Origin of the sequence: Serratia sp. CY71090, from assembly GCF_052166845.1 — a bacterium.
Lineage (GTDB): Bacteria > Pseudomonadota > Gammaproteobacteria > Enterobacterales > Enterobacteriaceae > Serratia > Serratia nematodiphila.
Map to the genome: position 1 here is coordinate 291,963 of NZ_JBJNOA010000006.1, position 18,831 is coordinate 310,793.

General features: G+C 57.7%; 19 protein-coding genes. 8 read left to right on the forward strand and 11 right to left on the reverse strand.

Going from position 1 to position 18,831, the window contains the following annotated elements; all coding sequences use genetic code 11:
* Positions 1 to 106: 106 nt before the first annotated feature.
* The 4 genes from potF to ACJ8OK_RS13820 form a co-directional block, all read right to left on the reverse strand.
* Positions 107 to 1,216, reverse strand: a complete 1,110-nt coding sequence (potF, locus tag ACJ8OK_RS13805) for a spermidine/putrescine ABC transporter substrate-binding protein PotF (RefSeq protein ID WP_015377292.1) — start codon at positions 1,214 to 1,216, stop codon at positions 107 to 109.
* Positions 1,217 to 1,620: 404 nt separating this feature from the next.
* The gene (locus tag ACJ8OK_RS13810) at positions 1,621 to 2,100 is read right to left on the reverse strand and encodes a YbjN domain-containing protein (protein WP_004938666.1); all 480 of its coding nucleotides are present in this window, start codon (positions 2,098 to 2,100) and stop codon (positions 1,621 to 1,623) included.
* 136 nt (positions 2,101 to 2,236) lie between these two features.
* Positions 2,237 to 3,139 carry a 30S ribosomal protein S6--L-glutamate ligase gene (rimK, locus tag ACJ8OK_RS13815; RefSeq protein ID WP_033633473.1) on the reverse strand — a complete coding sequence of 301 codons (903 nt, stop codon included), beginning with the start codon at positions 3,137 to 3,139 and terminating at the stop codon, positions 2,237 to 2,239.
* A 54-nt stretch (positions 3,140 to 3,193) separates the two neighbouring features.
* A complete protein-coding gene (locus ACJ8OK_RS13820; protein WP_015377290.1) occupies positions 3,194 to 3,508 on the reverse strand; it encodes a YbjC family protein in 315 nt (104 codons plus the stop codon).
* Between the two features lie 230 nt (positions 3,509 to 3,738).
* Between ACJ8OK_RS13820 and ACJ8OK_RS13825 the strand changes: the two genes are divergently transcribed.
* A complete protein-coding gene (locus ACJ8OK_RS13825; protein WP_004938676.1) occupies positions 3,739 to 4,002 on the forward strand; it encodes a GrxA family glutaredoxin in 264 nt (87 codons plus the stop codon).
* Between the two features lie 38 nt (positions 4,003 to 4,040).
* On the opposite strand, the gene ACJ8OK_RS13830 is transcribed toward ACJ8OK_RS13825, so the two are convergent.
* Positions 4,041 to 4,430: an inner membrane protein YbjM gene (locus ACJ8OK_RS13830; protein WP_015377289.1), complete on the reverse strand. Its 390-nt coding sequence runs from the start codon at positions 4,428 to 4,430 to the stop codon at positions 4,041 to 4,043.
* A 294-nt stretch (positions 4,431 to 4,724) separates the two neighbouring features.
* On the opposite strand from ACJ8OK_RS13830, the gene ACJ8OK_RS13835 reads away from it, so the two are divergent.
* Entirely contained in the window at positions 4,725 to 6,413 is a 1,689-nt protein-coding gene (locus ACJ8OK_RS13835) for an aspartate:alanine antiporter (protein ID WP_004938680.1), read from the forward strand.
* A 458-nt stretch (positions 6,414 to 6,871) separates the two neighbouring features.
* On the opposite strand, the gene ACJ8OK_RS13840 is transcribed toward ACJ8OK_RS13835, so the two are convergent.
* Positions 6,872 to 7,240, reverse strand: coding sequence for a hypothetical protein (locus ACJ8OK_RS13840; protein WP_235363179.1), 369 nt, complete (start codon positions 7,238 to 7,240; stop codon positions 6,872 to 6,874).
* A 471-nt stretch (positions 7,241 to 7,711) separates the two neighbouring features.
* Entirely contained in the window at positions 7,712 to 8,224 is a 513-nt protein-coding gene (gene eco / locus ACJ8OK_RS13845; protein ID WP_033633474.1) for a serine protease inhibitor ecotin, read from the reverse strand.
* 294 nt (positions 8,225 to 8,518) lie between these two features.
* Between eco and ACJ8OK_RS13850 the strand changes: the two genes are divergently transcribed.
* Positions 8,519 to 9,253: a phosphatase PAP2 family protein gene (locus tag ACJ8OK_RS13850; RefSeq protein WP_015377286.1), complete on the forward strand. Its 735-nt coding sequence runs from the start codon at positions 8,519 to 8,521 to the stop codon at positions 9,251 to 9,253.
* A gap of 5 nt (positions 9,254 to 9,258) precedes the next feature.
* Complete coding sequence (gene ybjG / locus ACJ8OK_RS13855; protein WP_015377285.1) at positions 9,259 to 9,864, forward strand: undecaprenyl-diphosphate phosphatase; 606 nt, start codon at positions 9,259 to 9,261, stop codon at positions 9,862 to 9,864.
* 36 nt (positions 9,865 to 9,900) lie between these two features.
* On the opposite strand, the gene ACJ8OK_RS13860 is transcribed toward ybjG, so the two are convergent.
* Entirely contained in the window at positions 9,901 to 10,737 is an 837-nt protein-coding gene (locus ACJ8OK_RS13860; protein ID WP_033633477.1) for a hypothetical protein, read from the reverse strand.
* A gap of 218 nt (positions 10,738 to 10,955) precedes the next feature.
* Between ACJ8OK_RS13860 and deoC the strand changes: the two genes are divergently transcribed.
* The 4 genes from deoC to ACJ8OK_RS13880 all read left to right on the forward strand — a co-directional run bounded on the left by deoC (position 10,956) and on the right by ACJ8OK_RS13880 (position 16,292).
* On the forward strand, positions 10,956 to 11,636 hold the full coding sequence (gene deoC / locus ACJ8OK_RS13865) for a deoxyribose-phosphate aldolase (protein WP_004938693.1): 681 nt from the start codon (positions 10,956 to 10,958) through the stop codon (positions 11,634 to 11,636).
* 152 nt (positions 11,637 to 11,788) lie between these two features.
* Positions 11,789 to 12,553: a DNA-binding transcriptional repressor DeoR gene (gene deoR, locus ACJ8OK_RS13870; RefSeq protein WP_033633478.1), complete on the forward strand. Its 765-nt coding sequence runs from the start codon at positions 11,789 to 11,791 to the stop codon at positions 12,551 to 12,553.
* A gap of 980 nt (positions 12,554 to 13,533) precedes the next feature.
* Entirely contained in the window at positions 13,534 to 14,832 is a 1,299-nt protein-coding gene (locus ACJ8OK_RS13875; RefSeq protein ID WP_004938697.1) for an HAAAP family serine/threonine permease, read from the forward strand.
* Positions 14,833 to 14,924: 92 nt separating this feature from the next.
* Positions 14,925 to 16,292 (forward strand): L-serine ammonia-lyase, encoded by a 1,368-nt coding sequence (locus ACJ8OK_RS13880; protein ID WP_074469397.1) that lies wholly within the window; start codon positions 14,925 to 14,927, stop codon positions 16,290 to 16,292.
* Positions 16,293 to 16,346: 54 nt separating this feature from the next.
* Here the strand turns inward: ACJ8OK_RS13880 and ACJ8OK_RS13885 are convergent, their stop codons facing one another.
* From ACJ8OK_RS13885 to ACJ8OK_RS13895, 3 genes are read right to left on the reverse strand one after another with little or no spacing between them, the layout of a single operon-like run.
* Positions 16,347 to 17,012: a response regulator transcription factor gene (locus ACJ8OK_RS13885; protein WP_048322667.1), complete on the reverse strand. Its 666-nt coding sequence runs from the start codon at positions 17,010 to 17,012 to the stop codon at positions 16,347 to 16,349.
* Positions 17,009 to 18,397, reverse strand: coding sequence for an FKBP-type peptidyl-prolyl cis-trans isomerase N-terminal domain-containing protein (locus ACJ8OK_RS13890; protein WP_135637984.1), 1,389 nt, complete (start codon positions 18,395 to 18,397; stop codon positions 17,009 to 17,011). The genes ACJ8OK_RS13885 and ACJ8OK_RS13890 overlap by 4 nt, the downstream gene beginning before the upstream one ends.
* Positions 18,394 to 18,816, reverse strand: coding sequence for a hypothetical protein (locus ACJ8OK_RS13895; RefSeq protein WP_033633481.1), 423 nt, complete (start codon positions 18,814 to 18,816; stop codon positions 18,394 to 18,396). Before ACJ8OK_RS13895 ends, ACJ8OK_RS13890 begins: the two co-directional genes overlap by 4 nt.
* Positions 18,817 to 18,831: the final 15 nt, after the last annotated feature.

Genomic DNA, 18,831 nt, shown 5'->3' on the forward strand with positions numbered 1-18,831 from the left:
CGTAAAGCGGCACAAAACCACGGCGAGCGCCGTGGCCCAAAACGGCAATGCAGGCGGGGAGCGCCCGCCTGCCGGTTTACCGACGATGGGGGGATCCCCCCCATCATCACTTCCCGCTTTTAACTTTAGTCCATGCGCGGGTAATGACACGGTCCAGCTTCGGCGACTGCACGTTGAGCGTGAACAGCTTGGCGCGCAGATCGGCCGGCGGATAGACGTTCGGGTTCTCGCGCACTTCGGCGTTCACCAGCGGCGTGGAGTCTTTCACCGCATTGGCGTAATAGACATAGTTGCTGATGCCCGCCATCACGTCAGGTTTCATCAGGAAGTTCAGGAACTGGTACGCGGCGTCTTTGTTCTTGGCGTCCGCCGGCATGGCGAACATGTCAAAGTAGGTCAGCGCTCCCTCTTTCGGGATCGCGTAGGCTACGTTCACGCCGTTCTTCGCCTCTTTGGCGCGGTTGGCCGCCTGCATCACGTCGCCGGACCAGCCGATCGCCACGCAGATATCACCGTTAGCCAGGTCGTTGATGTACTGAGAAGAGTGGAAGTAACGAATGTTCGGCCGCAGTTTCAGCAGCAGATCGTTGGCCGCGCCGGTGTAGTCCGCCGCATTGGTGCTGTTGGGATCCTTGCCCAGGTAGTGCAGCACGGTGGCGTAAACCTCGCTCGGCGCATCGAGGAAGGAGACGCCGCAGCTTTTCAGCTTCTCGAGGTTTTCCGGCTTGAGGATCAGATCCCAACTGTCGACAGGCGCGTCTTTGCCCAATGCCGCCTTCACCTTGTCGACGTTATAGCCGATGCCGGTGGTCACCATCAGGTATGGGATGCCGTATTTGTTGTCTTTATCGTTGTGTGCAACCAGCTTCAGCATCTCGGGATCGAGATTCTTGTAGTTGGGCATTTTGCTCTTGTCGAGCGGTTCGAAGATGCCGGCCTGCGACTGGCGTTCGAGGAAGTTGGATGAAGGAACCACCAGATCATAACCGGTGCTGCCCGCCATCAGTTTGCCTTCCAACACTTCGTTGGAGTCGAAGACGTCGTACACCACTTTGATGCCGGTTTCTTTCTGGAAATTAGCCAAAGTGTCCGGCGCGATATAATCGGACCAGTTATACACGTGCAGCGTTTTCTCTTCGGCTGACGCATTGACGGACGCGGCCATCAACAGGCCGGCAACCACACCCGATAACCACTTTTTACGTTGGGTGACCATCCGTAACTTCCTCCAAAACAGGGTGAATCATAGAATTGAACTTGTATCTGCAGCGATACAAAACCTTTCCTGATTGAGCGCAATCGTTGCAACCGCGAATTGAATGGCTATGCATATGATTGCATGCGCCTTTTTCACTGCCCTGCTCGCGTGGTCACAAGGGAAATCGCAAGCCCTTTGCAGAATCAGCAGCATAGCCGCTGCCATCGCAACCCGCCAGCCCCCAGGGTAAAAAACGCCTTTTATCGATTTTTTATGCAGTTTTCTCTATGTGATACGCCATTAACGGCACAAAAGGCGAGAAAGATCGGGCGGCAAAGGCCAAAGTGCAGAATATTTTATTGCGGAGGGGAGTCACGGCAGCATGCCGCCGGAGCGACGGCATGCTTAAGGTATGGCGAGGGTCAGTGCAGCATCGGCTGACGCACGGCGCCAGCGGGGATCTCTTCTTCGTCCCCCATAAACAGCAGATCGTTCGCCCGCGCCTCGAGGATCACCATCGAGACCTGCTCTTCGCCCTGCTGCATGAAGTGGGTGAACTGCTCGTAGGTGATGCCGACCGCCACGCTCAGCGACTGGCAGACGATCAGCTTCGGCAGGTTGTCGTCCTGAATGTCGACAAACGCCTTGATGGTCAGCGAGCTGGCGTTGATCTGGCTCAGGTCCGCCACCAGCGGGATCAGCGCGGTCGGCTTCACCTCGGCCAACGCGGAGAACAGAATGACGTTGTCCACCAGATCTATCTTGGCGTCGAACACGCCGTCGAAGTTCTGCATGTGCGGCAGGTGCAGCGCCTGGCAGGAATCGCACTCAAAGAAAGAAATGCCCGACTGATCCAGCCAGCGCCGCAACAGCGCCAAATCGGGGACAATGAGTGAATCCATAATAACCAGCCTCACAATATTCAATACGCGAAAAGGCGCATAGCTTACGGAATATTCACCCGATACGCTACGATCAATGCGGCTTAATTCACTAATTCAGATATTGCACGGCGGGAAAAGCGCACCGCCCGCCCCGTCAACCGCCGGATTTCAGGCGGAAGCCCGGCCGGCCGCGCTGCTCGATGTATTCGATCATCATGCCGGCGATGTCCAGCCCGGTGGTGGTTTCCACCCCTTCCAGCCCCGGCGACGCGTTGACCTCCATCACCAGCGGGCCGCGTTGGGCGCGCAGGATATCCACCCCGGCGACGTCCAGCCCCAGCGTGTTCGCCGCTTTGACCGCGATCGCCCGCTCCCTGGCGGTGATGGTCACCTTGCGGGCGGTGCCGCCGCGGTGCAGGTTGGAGCGAAACTCGCCGGGCTTCGCCTGCCGTTCGATGGCGGCCACCACCCGGCCACCCACCACCAGACAGCGCACGTCGCACCCCTGCGCCTCGCGCACGTACTCCTGCACGAGGATGTGGGCATTCAGGCCGCGAAAGGCGTCGATCACGCTTTCCGCCGCCTGACGGGTTTCCGCCAGCACCACGCCGATGCCCTGCGTGCCTTCCACCAGTTTGACCACCAGCGGCGCGCCGCCGACCAGCTCGATCAGATCGCCGGTGTCGTCCGGCGAATGGGCAAAACCGGTGATCGGCAGATCGATGCCCTGCCGCGCCAGCAGCTGCAGCGAACGCAGCTTGTCGCGGGCGCGGGTAATGGCCACGGACTCGTTTAGCGGGTAGCTGCCGAGCAACTCGAACTGGCGCAGCACCGCCGTGCCGTAAAAGGTGATGGCAGAACCGATGCGCGGGATCACCGCATCGTAACGTTCCAACTGACGACCGCGATAGTGAATGGTCGGCGCCGCCGGATTGATGTTCATATAGCAGGAGAGCGGATCGATGATATCGATACTGTGCCCGCGATCTTCCGCCGCTTCACGCAGCCGCTTACATGAATAGAGCGATCCGTCGCGAGAAAGAATGGCAATTTTCACTCGTCACCCCAAAAGCCAACGCCTGCCCGGCAGGCGAGTTAGCGGCCGCGGCGCTCAGGCGCGCGGATCGCGATCCTGATTATCTTTCGATGCGTCTGCATCTTGCGGTTTGCGGCGATCGTTTTCCGGCGGCAAGCCGCCGCGCATCAGCGGCCCGAAGCCCTGCACCACGCGCCATACCAGAAACGCCGCCGCCGGCACCATCAGCGCCACGCCGAGGAAAATCATGCCGACCGCCGCCTGCTGCGACGCCAGCCAACCCGGCAGTTGCAGGTGGCCGTGAATGCTGAGGTAGGCCAGCACCAGCATCACGATGCCCAGCCCTTCCAACACCAGCACCGGGCGCGGTAAGTCACCGAATGAACGCATATTTTTCCTCTCCAGAAGGTCTGCCCCCAGTGTAGTGAATTCCCGCCGACGGTGACAGCCCCGGCAGACTAATTGGTTACATGAATCAGATTAACAGGTAATTCCTGCTTTTTTTTCACCGCCTCAACGGGCATAGTAGGCGCCATCTGACGCAGGTAATGACTTTTTCGGTGACGGGATGTCGTTGCAATCGCGAATAATTTATCGAAAATCCAATTAAGGAGCGTTGCATGTTTGCAGTAATCTTCGGGCGTCCTGGCTGTCCTTATTGTGTCCGCGCTAAAGAACTGGCGGAAAAACTGACTGAAGAACGCGACGATTTCAACTTCCGTTACGTTGACATCCACGCGGAAGGCATCACCAAGGCCGATCTGGAAAAAACCGTCGGCAAACCGGTTGAAACCGTGCCGCAGATCTTCCTGGATGAGAAGCACATCGGTGGCTGCACCGATTTCGAAGCTTACGCTAAAGAACACCTGAACCTGTTCCAGTAAGTTTTTGAACGGCAAAAAGGCGCTTAATGCGCCTTTTTTTATTGCCGCTGCCGCCGGTGCAACTGCTGGAGCGTGTGCAACAAACCGAGGGCGAACAGCATCAGCATCGCGCCGAACACGCACCAGAACACCGCGCTGGTGGCGTAAGCCAGTTCCTGCCAAAACGACGAGGACGGCGTCAGCCAGAAGTGGCGGATCAGCAGGCACAGCGGCAATGCATACAGCGCGCCAAGCAACGGGCAAAGCAGCCGCTTGCGGCTCGACAGATAGCTGGCGATCGCGCCGGGGATCACAAACAGCAGCAGACCGGTTTCACCGTGGTGCTCATGATCCGTGCTGCCGAACAGGCCGGTTTGCTGGCCGAGAAACACCAGGCTGAACAACAGAAAACAGCTGAGAATGCCCAGCCAATATCTATAACTCGTCATGCGAATTCTCCCCCGCCCAATTACCGCATCAATAGAAATCGGCCTGGTCACCCGTGCGGTAACGCTGAACCGAATTTTTTCCTTGGTCAAAAGAGAGTTAAATGCGCACGGCGGCGCAGGAAATCAGCTTTCTGTGCTGGCTGTCATCGGTCATAGCGTCTAGAATGAACGCCGCCGAACGATGGTTCGCTTCGCCTTACGCTGGTGGTGATTTATGATGTCGTTTTAAGGCTGAATTTATCTCTTATAGTTATCTATATCAAGCACTTACTGGTAAACAATAAGTTATCCTCCGTGAACATAAACGTCGCTAGTTTGTTAAACGGTAACTACATTCTGTTACTGTTCGTGGTACTCGCACTGGGGCTGTGCCTCGGTAAACTCCGTCTGGGCTCCGTCCAACTCGGTAATTCCATTGGCGTTTTAGTGGTTTCTCTGCTGCTCGGCCAGCAACACTTCGCCATTAACACCGAGGCGCTGAATCTCGGCTTCATGCTGTTTATTTTCTGCGTCGGCGTGGAAGCCGGGCCTAACTTTTTCTCGATTTTCTTCCGCGACGGCAAAAATTACCTGATGCTGGCGCTGGTGATGGTCGGTTCGGCGATGGTGATCGCCATCGGTCTAGGCAAGCTGTTCCACTGGGACATCGGCCTGACCGCCGGCATGCTGGCCGGCTCGATGACCTCCACGCCGGTGCTGGTGGGGGCCGGCGATACGCTGCGCAACACCATCGTCAACGGCCCGGCGCTGCTGGCGGCGCAGGATCATCTGAGCCTTGGCTATGCCCTTACCTACCTGATCGGTCTGGTCAGCCTGATTTTCGGCGCGCGCTACCTGCCAAAACTGCAGCACCAGGATCTGTCCACCTCCGCCCAGCAAATCGCTCGCGAACGCGGCCTGGACACCGACAGCCAGCGCAAGGTCTACCTGCCGGTGATCCGCGCCTACCGCGTCGGCCCCGAGCTGGTGGCCTGGGCCGACGGCAAGAACCTGCGCGAGCTGGGCATCTACCGCCAGACCGGCTGCTACATCGAACGCATCCGCCGCAACGGCATTCTGGCCAACCCGGACGGTGACGCGGTGCTGCAGGTGGGCGACGAGATCTCGCTGGTCGGTTATCCGGACGCCCACGCGCGGCTGGATCCGAGCTTCCGCAACGGTAAGGAAGTGTTCGACCGCGATCTGCTCGACATGCGCATCGTGACCGAAGAGATCGTAGTGAAGAACAGCAACGCGGTGAACAAACGCCTGAGCCAGCTGAAGCTGACCGACCACGGCTGCTTCCTCAACCGCGTGATCCGCAGCCAGATCGAAATGCCGATCGACGACAGCATCGTGCTCAACAAGGGCGACGTACTGCAGGTAAGCGGCGACGCGCGCCGGGTGAAGAGCGTGGCGGAGAAGATTGGCTTTATCTCGATCCACAGCCAGGTGACCGATCTGCTGGCGTTCTGCGCCTTCTTCATCATCGGCCTGCTGATCGGCCAGATCACCATTCAGTTCAGCAACTTCTCGTTCGGCATCGGTAACGCCGCCGGTCTGCTGATGTCCGGCATCATGCTCGGCTTCCTGCGCGCCAATCACCCGACCTTCGGCTACATTCCGCAGGGCGCGCTGAACATGGTGAAAGAGTTCGGCCTGATGGTGTTTATGGCGGGCGTGGGTCTGAGCGCCGGTGCCGGCATCGGCCACAGCCTGGGCGCGGTCGGCGGCCAGATGCTGATCGCCGGGCTGATCGTCAGCCTGGTGCCGGTGATTATCTGCTTCCTGTTCGGCGCCTACGTGCTGCGCATGAACCGCGCCCTGCTGTTCGGCGCCATCATGGGCGCCCGCACCTGCGCGCCGGCGATGGAGATCATCAGCGATACCGCGCGCAGCAACATCCCGGCGTTGGGCTACGCCGGCACCTACGCCATCGCTAACGTGCTGTTAACGCTGGCGGGTTCGCTCATCGTAGTGCTATGGCCGGGCATACTCGGCTGATCGATTAGCGGGAGAGATGGATCGGCGATAAAAATATTTTGATTTTTTTGTCGCCGGCCAGAACTTTCGTTGGGGGCCGCAGTCTGAATTAGTGCCACTGCTTTTCTTTGATGTCCCCATTTTGTGGAGCCCGATAATCCCGCCTTTTAGGTTCAAGATTATCGGGTTTTTTGTTGCCTGCACTCCACCGCCCGCGGGACCACCATCAGATGGCAGCAACACCTCAACTGACGGCGTACAGCGCCGCGTCCGCTCCTTCCTGAAACATCGTTTCTCTTAACGTTTAGTGTCGGGCGGTCGGCTATCAGACAATGATTTCCCAAGGTTTGATTTCAGAAGGAATGAGAGCGGAGTAACCGTATTAATTAGCAAGTGGGGCTGAACTCAACAACGGCCTTATCAATATCTTAATATCAAAAAAAGCAAGACACCTACGGTGCCTTGCTTTTCTTTTTACATTAGCAAGCGCCAAAAAGAACGACAGAGAACAGAACGGAACCGTTCAGATAAATAGTGGCCTTCAATCCCGTAGGAATAAAGGAACCACAGGTCTCTGCGCACACTTTAAGCTGCCCACCAATGGGAATTGGAATCGGCGAAGAAACGCAAAAGTCACCGTAGATAGGAATGTTAAAACAAATTTGGTTGTTTGCAGGGTTATAACTGGCCCCAACGCAAACCGAAAGTTTAAGCGCCAACACGCCCTGCTGCTTAAGGTCTACAGGTACCGGCGCCGGTGTTTTTTGCGAAAATCCAACCGCAGTAAAATCAGCAACATGTTCATTTTGAGCGTGCGGATCTTGTTCATTGCATTTACAATCAGCCATTGGAATATCCTCGTAAGTTTTTTTAGATATTAATTAGCGAACAATGTAATTGCCGTGGAGCTAATTACATTGATGAATCTAGCAGTACAGTAATTAATTTCCATTCCTTCGCCATTAAATAAAATCAATAAAACAACAATAAAATGATTAATAAGAATATTTTTATTTATGTAACCAACACGGTTTGTTATTGCCGAAATAATTGCAATTCACAATAATATAATCAAAGATGAAGGGAGATAAAAATGAGGATATTACGAGTGAGAATTAAAAAAATGCCCTTAAACCAAGGATGTTAACCTTGTTAGCTTGAGTCAATTTCCATTTTCCCTCTGTCGGTTGAAAAAATTTGGCTAAGCGCCCGGCTTTCCTGCCTGAAAATAAAAAACCGCCTGCAGAGCAGCATATCATCGCAAAATGCTCTTCAAACGGTTTTGTACAAGATCATGTATTCACAGCGCTAATCGCGGATTACTTTGATTCAGCCTGGCTTACGGTGTCTTCGGCTTTCCAGATGCGGTATTTCACTTCCGCGTCTTTCGGCGCATACACCACGATCGGCAGGCGGCTGTTGTAACGCTGCATCGCGGCGTCGCCCAGGTTGGCGGCGATGAATTGCTTGCTCTTGGTGTTATCCGGGCAGGCCATCATGGTCGAGGCCGGCTCGGACAGCTTCTCCAGCACCAGGTAGTCGTAGCCCCAGCCGGACAGGGTTTTGGTCTCCAGCGTGCCGCCAATCATATGGCGGTTGCAGTCCACTTCCAGCGTCTTGCCGATCAGCAGCTCTACCTTATAGTTCTCTTCGTGCTCTTGCTTCGGCAGGTAGATCACCTGGCGGTTCATGCCCTTCTCGGCTTTCGGATAAGGCGCGACCTTTTCCAGCGGCTGTTTGCTGATATCCGCATCGTCGCCAGAGGTGGCCGCCATGGCGCTGGCGGAAACGGCCATCAGCAGGCCGGAAAATACAACGGATGCCTTGTTCATGTTTTATCCCTACACTTTTTGTCAAATAATCCGCCTATAAACTAATACACTACCGCCAAGCTCGCCACAGGTTTAATCTTCTTTACAATAGGTTATAAATAGTGACAATCGCCTGGTATTCCCCGTTAACCGGAGCAATACCCCAGAAAAAACCGCCGATTAAGACGAGATAAACAAGTGATGACCTGCGCACAACCGGGTGTATCAGATAGGGTTTTCTTGCCGGCGGACTAAGGTTTTCTTAAGACAGAATTATTACAGTGGCGCTATTCAATACTGTCACCGAGCCTGCGCGTGAATCCAGAATCGTCATTAAATCAATCCTCAACGGCACAGCAAATTAAGACAACCGCCCTTTACTCCCTGCCGACATCCTTTTACCGTTGGCAAGTTTTTGGCCTGCTGATCAGCGGTTTGGTGTTCCTGTGGCTCTCCCGCAACGAACAGCTGGACTGGGCGATCAGCAACTATTGGTACGATGCCGCCAGCGGGCATTTCCCGTGGCAAAACAATTACTGGCTGGATCTGATCAATCACCGTCTGTTGAAGCAGATAGTGATCGTGGGAGCGGTGCTTACGCTGTTTTGGGGCATCTATCGCCGCAGCGCGCGCCTGATTGTCAGCATGCTGCTTCTCGGCATCGGCCCGCTGGTGGTGGGCATTCTCAAGGCCACCAGCGCGCACTCCTGTCCGTGGGATCTGATCGAGTACGGCGGCAAGGCGATGTCCTTCCCGTTGTTCGGCGCGGTACCGGCGCTGCCGGGCCCCGGTCGCTGTTTCCCCGGCGGGCACGCCTCGAGCGGTTTCGCGGTCATGGCGTTGTTTTTCCTGTTTTATCCGCAGCGCCCGCGCCTGGCCTGGTGCTGCTGGTGTGGCGGTATTGCGCTCGGCATGTTGATGGGCTTTGGTCAGATCATGCGCGGCGCACATTTTCTTACCCATAACCTGTGGGCAGGTTGGTGGGTTTGGTTAAGCCAGTTGGCAATTTATTGGATAGTTAGCGGCTATTGGCGCCGCAAGACGAGGTAACGGTTATGGAGCAGTTAAACCATGTTCTTTTCGCCTGGATCAATGCGACCCCGGCATCTCCCGAATGGATGATCGATTTCGCCACCTTTCTGGCGCGCGATCTTATCATTATCGTGCCGCTGCTGATCGTCGGCCTGTGGCTGTGGGGGCCGCGCAGCCAGCTGGTTTCGCAGCGCGAAGTGGTGGCGAAAACCACGATCGCGCTGCTGTTCGCCATGCTTGCCGCCTCCGCTATCGGCGCGCTGCTGCCGCATGAGCGCCCGTTCGTCGCCGGCGTGGGTTATACCTTCCTGGCGCACGTGCCAGACAGTTCGTTCCCCAGCGATCACGGCACCGCCATCTTTACCTTTGCGCTGGCGTTCCTGTTCTGGCACCGGGTCTGGTCCGGCGCGCTGCTGATGATTGTCGCCGTCGGCATCGCCTGGTCACGCGTTTACCTCGGCGTGCACTGGCCGCTGGATATGGTCGGCGGTTTCCTGCTCGGCCTGGTCGGCTGCCTGTTCGCTCAGCTGGTATGGAATCTGTTCGGCGATGTCCTCGCCGACAGGCTGTCGCGCCTGTATCGCTTTCTGTTTGCCTTTGCCATTCGCCGCGGCTGGGTAAAAGAATAACCGCATAACATGACAGGGGCGTTACCGCCCCTGCTTTCACACCACGCCGGTGGTCACGCAAAATGCCCGCGTTTTTCCCGCTCCCAGCATCACTCCCGCCTCCCCTTCCGGTGCGTTCGGCCGACAGTTTGCCGGCTGGATAAAAGCAAGCAGCCGCCTGTTGCCCTGGACAGCGATGCGCCGCAGGCCATAGTTGAATTGCCCGGTGGCAAAACGCGTCACATAGCGGCGGCCTTGCGGCGCCAGCATAAAGAACTCGGCCTGATCCACGTAGCGCGTCAGATCGTCGGAGCACAGCAGTTCCTGCCCGAGCATCTCTCCCAACAGCGCCGGCGTCGGCAGGTTCTGGCGGAACACCGCGTCGGGAATGCAATCGTAGTTGAGGCGGCACACATAGCGCAGCGGCTGCGGCCGATCGGCCAGGTTGGTAACCTTCATCTCTATGGCGAACTGCGCGCTCTGGGCCGCCAGACGCAGCGCCGGGCCGATGCGCCAACGCCCGCCCAACCGCTCGCCTTCACCGTGCAACGTCAGCTCATCGCCCGCCAGCTGCAGCCACACGCGTTGCATCTGGAGCGGCGCGCCGTCGTGACTCGGCCAGGCGGGACAGAACGCGGCGTCGTCAGCGCGCTTTCTTCCGGCGCCCCGCACGCTGCGGCGGCCCGATTTCAGCGAATGTCCGTCAAACTCGGCGTCCCAGATCGCGAGGCCCTGATACGGCAAAACCGTCAGCGCGCCACGGCAGTTCGCCAGCGTCAGCATCGGCCCGCGTTCTGCGCAGCGATGCGCGCTCACCGCGAAATCCGCGTTGCGGAACAGTTCCTGCCGATACGTCCCGAAAGCTTCAGGAGCCAGGTCGATGTTGATCTTCATCTTTTTTCCCTCGACGTTTCGCCCGCGCAGGCCGCGAGCGGCCACTGAAAATGTTATTTAAATAACAAACAACCCTCCTCTAAGTTATACATATAACAGTGAAGTAACTATGATCTCGTCGACATTTTTCAAATCCCGCTAGGTTTATCGACATTACAATGTTATTATTTTCACATTATCTATCCATGCTCTTTTCTCAACTTCACTAAGGAACCGCGATGACCACCGAAAACATCGATTACGCCAGCTATGTTGACCACACCCTGCTGGCCATGGACGCCACCGAAATGCAGATCGCCAAACTGTGCGAAGAAGCGCAGCAGCACAACTTCTATGCGGTATGCGTCAACTCCGGCTACGTGCCGCTGGCGGCCCAGCTGCTGCAGGAAAGCACGGTGAAAGTCTGCTCGGTGATCGGTTTCCCGCTGGGCGCCGGCCTGACCGTCGCCAAAGCCTTTGAAGCCAAAGCGGCGATCGCCGCCGGCGCGCAAGAGATCGACATGGTGATCAACGTCGGCTGGCTGAAGAGCGGCCTGCTGGACGAAGTGAAAGCCGACATCGCCGCCGTGCGCGAGGTTTGCGCGGCGATCCCGTTGAAGGTAATATTGGAAACCTGCCTGCTCAGCGATGCGCAGATCGTCCAGGTTTGTGAAATGTGTCGCGAACTCGATGTCGCCTTCGTGAAAACCTCCACCGGCTTCAGCACCGGCGGCGCTCGGGAAGAGCACGTCAAACTGATGCGCGAGACCGTGGGCAGCGAAATGGGCGTGAAAGCTTCCGGCGCCGTGCGCGATCGCGCCACCGCCGAGAAGATGATCAACGCCGGCGCCACGCGTATCGGCACCAGCTCCGGCGTCGCCATCGTCTCCGGCGCTCAGGCGGCAGCGGGCAGCTACTGATCGTCGGCATGCCCTGAGGGGCATAGCCAATACACTCCGATGCGGGACAATACGGGCGGTTGATGCGGCCCGATATTGCCCCGCATCGTTCTGTTTAGCGCCGGAAATGCCGGCTCGCCTTTTATCTCTACTACCTGTGGGAAGACGGATCTATGGAAACGCGGCGCGAAGAACGTATCAACCGGCTAGTTCAGGCGTTAAAACGCGCTGACAAGATCCACCTGAAAGAAGCCGCCGTGCTGCTGGGGGTCTCGGAGATGACCATTCGCCGCGATCTGAGCGCCGAACCGGCGGCCGTGGTGTTGCTCGGCGGCTACGTGGTGACCGATCCGCGCAGCAACGGCGTGACCAACTACTTCGTTTCCGATCAAAAAGCCAAACAGGTAACGGAGAAACGGCGCATCGGCCTGCTGGCGGCGCCGCTGATCAATGAAAACGACACGGTGTTTTTCGACTGCGGCACCACCACGCCGGCGATCATCGACGCCATCGCCGACGAGTTGGCTTTCACCGCCGTGTGTCATTCGCTGAACACCTTCCTGGCGCTGCAGGACAAACCGAACTGCAAGGTGGTGCTGTGCGGCGGCGAGTTCAAGCCGAACAACTACATCTTTTCCAGCGTCGGCGGCCGCAACGAGCTCGATCACATCTGCCCGAACATCGCCTTTATCTCCGCCGCCGGCCTCAGCCTGCAGCACGGCGCCACCTGCTTCAACTTCGACGAGCTGGAGATGAAGCATCGCGCCATGGCGATGGCGCAGCAAAAGATCCTGGTGGCAGATCACAGCAAGTTCGGCAAAACCAAGCCGGCCTGCATCGGCCCGCTGACGCAGTTCGATCGGGTGATCACCGATCGCCAGCCGGACGCCGACTTCATGGCGTTCTTCAACGATAACGCCATCGCTACCCGCTATTAATCCGCCTTCAGCGCCGTCGAAACCGGCGGCGCGCCGCTTCGATATCCCTCTTTCCCCGCCGAAAAATGAACAAATAATGCGCAATCAATTCGCGTTTTTCGCTTATCCGCACGCAACATCAGGGTTAATAAAATGCAACAGCTCACCCGCGTGATTATTTTTTCGCAGGCTAACCACGCGGTCGGTTGGGTGAATTAACGGCTATTTATGGCTTTTATATGATAAATCGAGCCAAAGGCCAGGAAGTTTAAATAAACGGCGGTTTACGCGATTGCAGCAAATCTCGCCAATACCTGTTAGGTATCTGTTATTTATATGATGAATGGTTACGCATTTTTATCCGCTAACCACGTAAGTAATTTCCCTTCGTTACTAGCGGTGCTTTTCAAGAAAAACAAAATAAAAACAAAAAGATAAACGTTATTTACCTTAAAAACATAATGTGATCTACATCACTAAAACTGCTTAATCCGGGTTTTTCGCTAGATCCAAAACCACGCATAAAATATATTGCTCGGCTTGCTGCTGAGCACAGCGCTTTATCCGGCTAATTATTGTACAAGCCGCATAATCGCAGAAACTTTCATGAGAGCGTTCTCAGCACAAAATCTTACACAAATGTGCAACAAATGCGCGAAAAATCGATAAAAAAGCTGATAACTGCACATGTTGCGCATTTGAGAGCAGGATCACGGTTGTTTCTACTGTAAATCGTTATCTTGCCGCCAACAAAAATCGACAGGCAAAGACCTGTCGGCAGCGGTAACGACTTTTATCGCCCGCGACGGTGAAAAGTCTTTAGTGAATTACCCGGCGCTGTGCCTTGGTAATGAACGCAATAAACAACCAGGGGGACGCCAAAACATCCCCGCAAGCAACACCTGATTCTTACCGCAAGCGTTGCCTGAATAGGACGTTTGACGGTTTAACCTTAAGTTTTGCCTTTTAATTTTAAATTCGTGTTCACTTCGGAGATATTTATGGACACTACACAGACCGGCACAATTGCCTCTGCGGCTTCGGGCTCCAGCAGTACCTGGCGTAAAACGGATACCATGTGGATGTTGGGCCTGTACGGCACCGCCATCGGCGCAGGCGTCCTGTTCTTGCCCATCAACGCCGGCATCGGCGGTTTGATTCCTTTGATCATCATGGCCATCATCGCTTTCCCGATGACCTTCTTTGCCCACCGCGGCCTGTGCCGTTTCGTTCTGTCCGGCAAAAATCCCGGTGAAGACATCACCGCCGTGGTAGAAGAGCACTTCGGCATCACCGCCGGTAAGCTGATTACCCTGCTGTACTTCTTCGCCATCTACCCGATTCTGTTGGTTTACAGCGTGGCGATCACCAACACCGTCGACAGCTTCATCACCCACCAGTTGGGCATGACGTCGCCGCCGCGCGCCATCCTGTCGCTGATCCTGATCGTCGGCCTGATGACCATCGTGCGCTTCGGTGAGCAGGCCATCGTGAAAACCATGAGCATCCTGGTGTTCCCGTTTGTGGCGGTGCTGATGCTGCTGGCGGTGTATCTGATCCCTAACTGGACCGGCGCCATCTTCGAAAACGTGTCGCTGTCCGGCAGCGGTACCGGCATGGGTCACGGCCTGATCATGACCCTGTGGCTGGCGATCCCGGTGATGGTGTTCTCCTTCAACCACTCGCCGATCATCTCCGCCTTCGCCGTCGCCAAACGCGAAGAGTACGGCGCAGACGCCGAGAAGAAATGCTCCCGCATTCTGGCTTACGCACACATCATGATGGTGCTGACCGTGATGTTCTTCGTGTTCAGCTGCGTGCTGAGCCTGACGCCGGAAAACCTGGCGGAAGCCAAGGCGCAGAATATCTCGATTCTGTCTTACCTGGCTAACCACTTTAACAACCCGATGATCGAGTACATCGCGCCGGTTATCGCCTTCGTCGCCATCACCAAATCGTTCCTGGGCCACTACCTGGGCGCCCGTGAAGGCTTCAACGGCCTGGTCGCCAAGTCGATGAAGAGCCGCGGCAAAACCGTCAGCACCGCCAAGCTGAACCGCATGACCGCTATCTTCATGCTGGTGACCACCTGGATCGTCGCCACCCTGAACCCGAGCATCCTGGGCATGATCGAAACCCTGGGTGGCCCAATCATCGCCATGCTGCTGTTCCTGATGCCGATGTACGCCATCCGTAAAGTGCCTGCCATGCGCAAGTACAGCGGCCACATCAGCAACGTGTTTGTGGTTGTGATGGGTCTGATCGCCATCTCTGCTATCGTGTTCAGCCTGCTCGGCTAATCACGTCCGGCCGGCGCCGCTGCGCGCCGGCCCTCCCGCACTCCCCCATTTCCCGTATTCACCGCCTGAAACCTGAAGAAGGAGGCGAGACCATGGTCAGCGTTTTCGATATTTTCAAAATTGGCATCGGCCCATCCAGCTCCCACACCGTTGGCCCGATGAAAGCCGGCAAACAGTTCGTCGACGATCTGATCGCCCACCAGCAGCTGCAGGACACCACCCGCGTGGTGGTCGACGTGTACGGTTCGCTGTCGTTGACCGGTAAAGGCCACCACACCGATATCGCCATTATCATGGGCCTGGCCGGCAACCTGCCGCACGACGTGGACATCGACAGCATTCCGGGCTTTATCCGCGACGTCGAACAACGCGGCCGCCTGCCGCTGGCCAACGGCCACCACGAGGTGGATTTCCCGCTGCACGGCGGCATGAATTTCCACAGCGATAACCTGCCGCTGCACGAAAACGGCATGCGCATCCGCGCCTTCGCCGATGAACGCTTGCTGCACAGCAAAACCTATTACTCGATCGGCGGCGGTTTCATCGTCGACGAAGAGCACTTCGGCCAGTCCGCCGAGGGCGCAACGCCGGTGCCTTACCCATTCAAATCGGCGCACGATCTGCAGCAGCATTGCAAAGAGACCGGGCTGTCGTTGTCCGGCCTGGTGATGCAGAACGAACTGGCGCTGCGCAGCAAAGCGGATATCGACGCGCACTTCGCCGACGTCTGGCAGGTGATGAGCGCCGGTATCGAACGCGGCATCAACACCGAAGGCTTGCTGCCCGGCCCGATGAAAGTGCCGCGCCGCGCCGCCGCGCTGCGCCGCATTCTGGTGACCGGAGACAAGAACAATATCGACCCGATGAACGTGGTCGATTGGATCAACATGTTCGCGCTGGCGGTCAACGAAGAAAACGCCGCCGGTGGCCGCGTGGTTACCGCCCCGACCAACGGCGCCTGCGGCATCATCCCTGCGGTGCTGGCCTACTACGACAAGTTCATCCGCCCGGTGAACGCCAACTCCTACACCCGCTACTTCCTGGCGTCCGGCGTGATTGGCGCGCTGTACAAGATGAATGCCTCGATCTCCGGCGCCGAAGTGGGCTGTCAGGGGGAAGTGGGCGTCGCCTGTTCGATGGCGGCGGCCGGGTTGACCGAGCTGCTGGGCGGCAGCCCGGCGCAGGTGTGCATCGCGGCGGAGATCGCCATGGAGCACCATTTGGGGCTGACCTGCGATCCGCTCGCCGGCCAGGTACAGGTGCCTTGCATCGAACGCAACGCCATTTCCGCCGTCAAGGCAGTCAATGCCGCGCGCATGGCGATGCGCCGCACCAGCGAGCCGCGGGTTTGTCTGGATAAGGTGATCGAAACCATGTACGAAACCGGCAAAGACATGAACGCCAAATACCGCGAAACCTCACAGGGCGGGCTGGCGATCAAGGTCGTGGCCTGTAACTGATCGCCACGGCGAGGCACTAAAGGCGCCGGCCGGTCTGACTTGGCCGGCGCCGTTTCAATAGCGATCCTTTCCTGCCGCAACGCCCACCTGAATGCCCGCGCGAGGCCCCACTGCCCCGGGACGAGCGCTGTGCCGCAGCCAACCGTAAAGTTCGGCATTACGCCGGAATCCCATTTTGCGCATCACGCTCATCTTGTGGTTGCTGACGGTTTTCACGCTGATGTCCAGCATTCGGGCGATTTGCGTCACCCCCATCTCGCGCGTCATACAGCGCATGATCTCCTGTTCGCGCAGCGTCAGGCCACGGTGCTGGCATATGCAGTTCCTGCCACAACCCGGCCGGTTCGGCCATTTGCTGCGCCGCTCCAGTTCGGCGCTCACCTGATACAATGCCGATACCAGCGGCGTATCGTGGTAAATGACGCCGGCCTCCAGCGAGCAGCGGGTGCCGACGGTGCGTTTATGCCGCCCCTCCGGCATTCGCAACGAGAAATACAGCGTTTTGCGCCCTGCGGTCTGCGCCTCAAAGAAGTGACAAAAACAGCTTTGCACGCCGGGAGGAAAATAGCAGAACACCAAATCGGCTTCGTGAACCTGCTGCGCATCCAGTAACAGCGTGCGCTTGCCATAAGTGCTGAAGTGCAGCGCCAGGGCCTCCTGCCAACCGGCGCTGAAGTAACGGTTTTCATCAAATAGCGCGATTTTTATCATCGTGTTCATCCCTGCCTCCCCGCCGTTCCGGCTTCCCGTTTAACCGCCTGGGCACCCTTTGCCGGCGCCTGGCTGTTGTCGATGCGTAATTCATAAATCATGGTGGCGTTGGGTGGCACTTTCGGCGGATAGCCGGTTTCGCCGTAGGCCAGCGCTGGCGGCACGACCATCGTCAGCGATCCGTGGTTGTGCAGGTGGCTTATCGCCTCCCGAAACAGCGGCGGATACTCGGACAACGGTTGCGACAGCACCTTGCCGCTCAGTTCCATATCCTGGATCACCGTACCGTCGGTCAATTTCTCCTTCACGACCACATCAACCACCGTCGTTGGCGCCAGCGCGCCCTCCCCGGCGTAATCAACCCGATACCAGAAGCCCATCGCCGATTGCTTTACGTCCTTTTGTTGACTGAACTGCGTCAGGTAATCTTCATCACGCCGCCGCTGTTCGTTAACGCGTTTCTCACGCGCGGCCACGGCGGCGGCATCCGCTTGCGCCGTCAGCGCATTCAGTTCATCCGGCGGCAACCGCAAACGCCCCGAGACGCTATCGATGACGCCCGCCAACAGGCTGTCGCGATCCACCGGCACGCCCCAACTTTGACGCTCCGCCACTACCCCCTGAATGTCCCGCCCCAGCGCACTGCCCGCCGCATAGGACAGACGCTTGCGATCATCCTTCAACTGCTCCGGCGTCATCTCCCATTGCAGCCGCTTACGCAACGCCAGCAGGTCTTCGCGCGCCTGCTGAGTCGCCTTCTGCTCACCGGCCCGCTTCTGCTCGCTTTCTTCCAACGCGGCGCGCAGAGCGTTCAACGCCTCCTGGTGCTCGCGTTGGCGTTGTGCAAGCGTCTGTGCCGATGCCTGCGCGGCAGATTCCAGTTCGGTGACGCGCCGTTCGGCCTGCGCCGCCGTCGCTCTGCTTTGGGCGGTTTCCTGCGTCGCCTGACGCAGCAGCGCCTCGGCGCGCTGCGCGTCGGGCGAGCCGCGCCAGGCGGTGCCCAACCCGGCGATCCACTTTTGCAGCGTTGACGAATCGGGCAACGTCGCGACGGATGGCGTCGCTTTCTCCGCCCGCAACGCGGCGAGTTCCTGGCGCAACATCGTCAGTTCCATTCGCTGGCGCGCCAGCTGTTGGTCACGCGCCAATAATTCCTGGGTCAGCGTAAAAGCTTTGGCCGGTGAGGCTGGCTTATTGTTGTCCGACGGGCGCTTCGCGGGTTCACGCTTTTTTTGCCCCGACTCGCGTTCGACTGGCGCCGCTTTTTCGTTCGTCGGCACGATGTTTTGCCGTTGATACTGCTCGGCAAACTGCAGCAGCGCCGGCACGCCGTCGTCCGCCAGCGCGACGCCGGAGAACAGCAGAGCGACGCAGCCCAGCAGGCGCAGCCTCATTTAATCTGCTCCCCACGATCCGCCAAGCCGGTCAACACCGCCTGATTCACCCCGGCGCACAGATAGTTGACCTTGTAGCGATACAGCGCATCCACCGTCTCCTGCGTGTCACCGTTTACCCTGGCGCGCAGGCTGGCGTACTGCGAGGCGCCGCTCATAAGGCTGTCGAAGGCCTGCTGATAGCGCTGATACTGTTTCTCGTCGATCGCACGCAATGCGCCCAGTTGCTGCTGGCACTGCTGCAGCTGTTCGGCCTCACGCTGCTTGCGCAAAGCCTCTTCTGACGGAGGTTGCACAACCTGATTTTTAGTGTTCACGGCGGGCTTGCCCGACTTTTGGCTTTGGCAAGCGGCGGCGCTCAACGCCAACAGGCACAGCAGCCCCATGCGCAGGGCGTGATTGACGTGCTTTCTCATCATTGCGTTTCTTGTCCT

Excerpts from the sequence above, each read along its gene's own strand:
- potF (WP_015377292.1), bottom strand. The coding sequence starts at position 1,216 with ATGGTCACCCAACGTAAAAAGTGGTTATCGGGTGTGGTTGCCGGCCTG.
- ACJ8OK_RS13810 (WP_004938666.1), bottom strand. The coding sequence starts at position 2,100 with ATGGATTCACTCATTGTCCCCGATTTGGCGCTGTTGCGGCGCTGGCTG.
- ACJ8OK_RS13820 (WP_015377290.1), bottom strand. The coding sequence starts at position 3,508 with ATGCGTTCATTCGGTGACTTACCGCGCCCGGTGCTGGTGTTGGAAGGG.
- ACJ8OK_RS13825 (WP_004938676.1), top strand. The coding sequence starts at position 3,739 with ATGTTTGCAGTAATCTTCGGGCGTCCTGGCTGTCCTTATTGTGTCCGC.
- ACJ8OK_RS13830 (WP_015377289.1), bottom strand. The coding sequence starts at position 4,430 with ATGACGAGTTATAGATATTGGCTGGGCATTCTCAGCTGTTTTCTGTTG.
- ACJ8OK_RS13840 (WP_235363179.1), bottom strand. The coding sequence starts at position 7,240 with ATGGCTGATTGTAAATGCAATGAACAAGATCCGCACGCTCAAAATGAA.
- eco (WP_033633474.1), bottom strand. The coding sequence starts at position 8,224 with ATGAACAAGGCATCCGTTGTATTTTCCGGCCTGCTGATGGCCGTTTCC.
- ybjG (WP_015377285.1), top strand. The coding sequence starts at position 9,259 with ATGGAGCAGTTAAACCATGTTCTTTTCGCCTGGATCAATGCGACCCCG.
- ACJ8OK_RS13860 (WP_033633477.1), bottom strand. The coding sequence starts at position 10,737 with ATGAAGATCAACATCGACCTGGCTCCTGAAGCTTTCGGGACGTATCGG.
- deoC (WP_004938693.1), top strand. The coding sequence starts at position 10,956 with ATGACCACCGAAAACATCGATTACGCCAGCTATGTTGACCACACCCTG.
- deoR (WP_033633478.1), top strand. The coding sequence starts at position 11,789 with ATGGAAACGCGGCGCGAAGAACGTATCAACCGGCTAGTTCAGGCGTTA.
- ACJ8OK_RS13875 (WP_004938697.1), top strand. The coding sequence starts at position 13,534 with ATGGACACTACACAGACCGGCACAATTGCCTCTGCGGCTTCGGGCTCC.
- ACJ8OK_RS13880 (WP_074469397.1), top strand. The coding sequence starts at position 14,925 with ATGGTCAGCGTTTTCGATATTTTCAAAATTGGCATCGGCCCATCCAGC.
- ACJ8OK_RS13885 (WP_048322667.1), bottom strand. The coding sequence starts at position 17,012 with ATGAACACGATGATAAAAATCGCGCTATTTGATGAAAACCGTTACTTC.
- ACJ8OK_RS13890 (WP_135637984.1), bottom strand. The coding sequence starts at position 18,397 with ATGAGGCTGCGCCTGCTGGGCTGCGTCGCTCTGCTGTTCTCCGGCGTC.
- ACJ8OK_RS13895 (WP_033633481.1), bottom strand. The coding sequence starts at position 18,816 with ATGATGAGAAAGCACGTCAATCACGCCCTGCGCATGGGGCTGCTGTGC.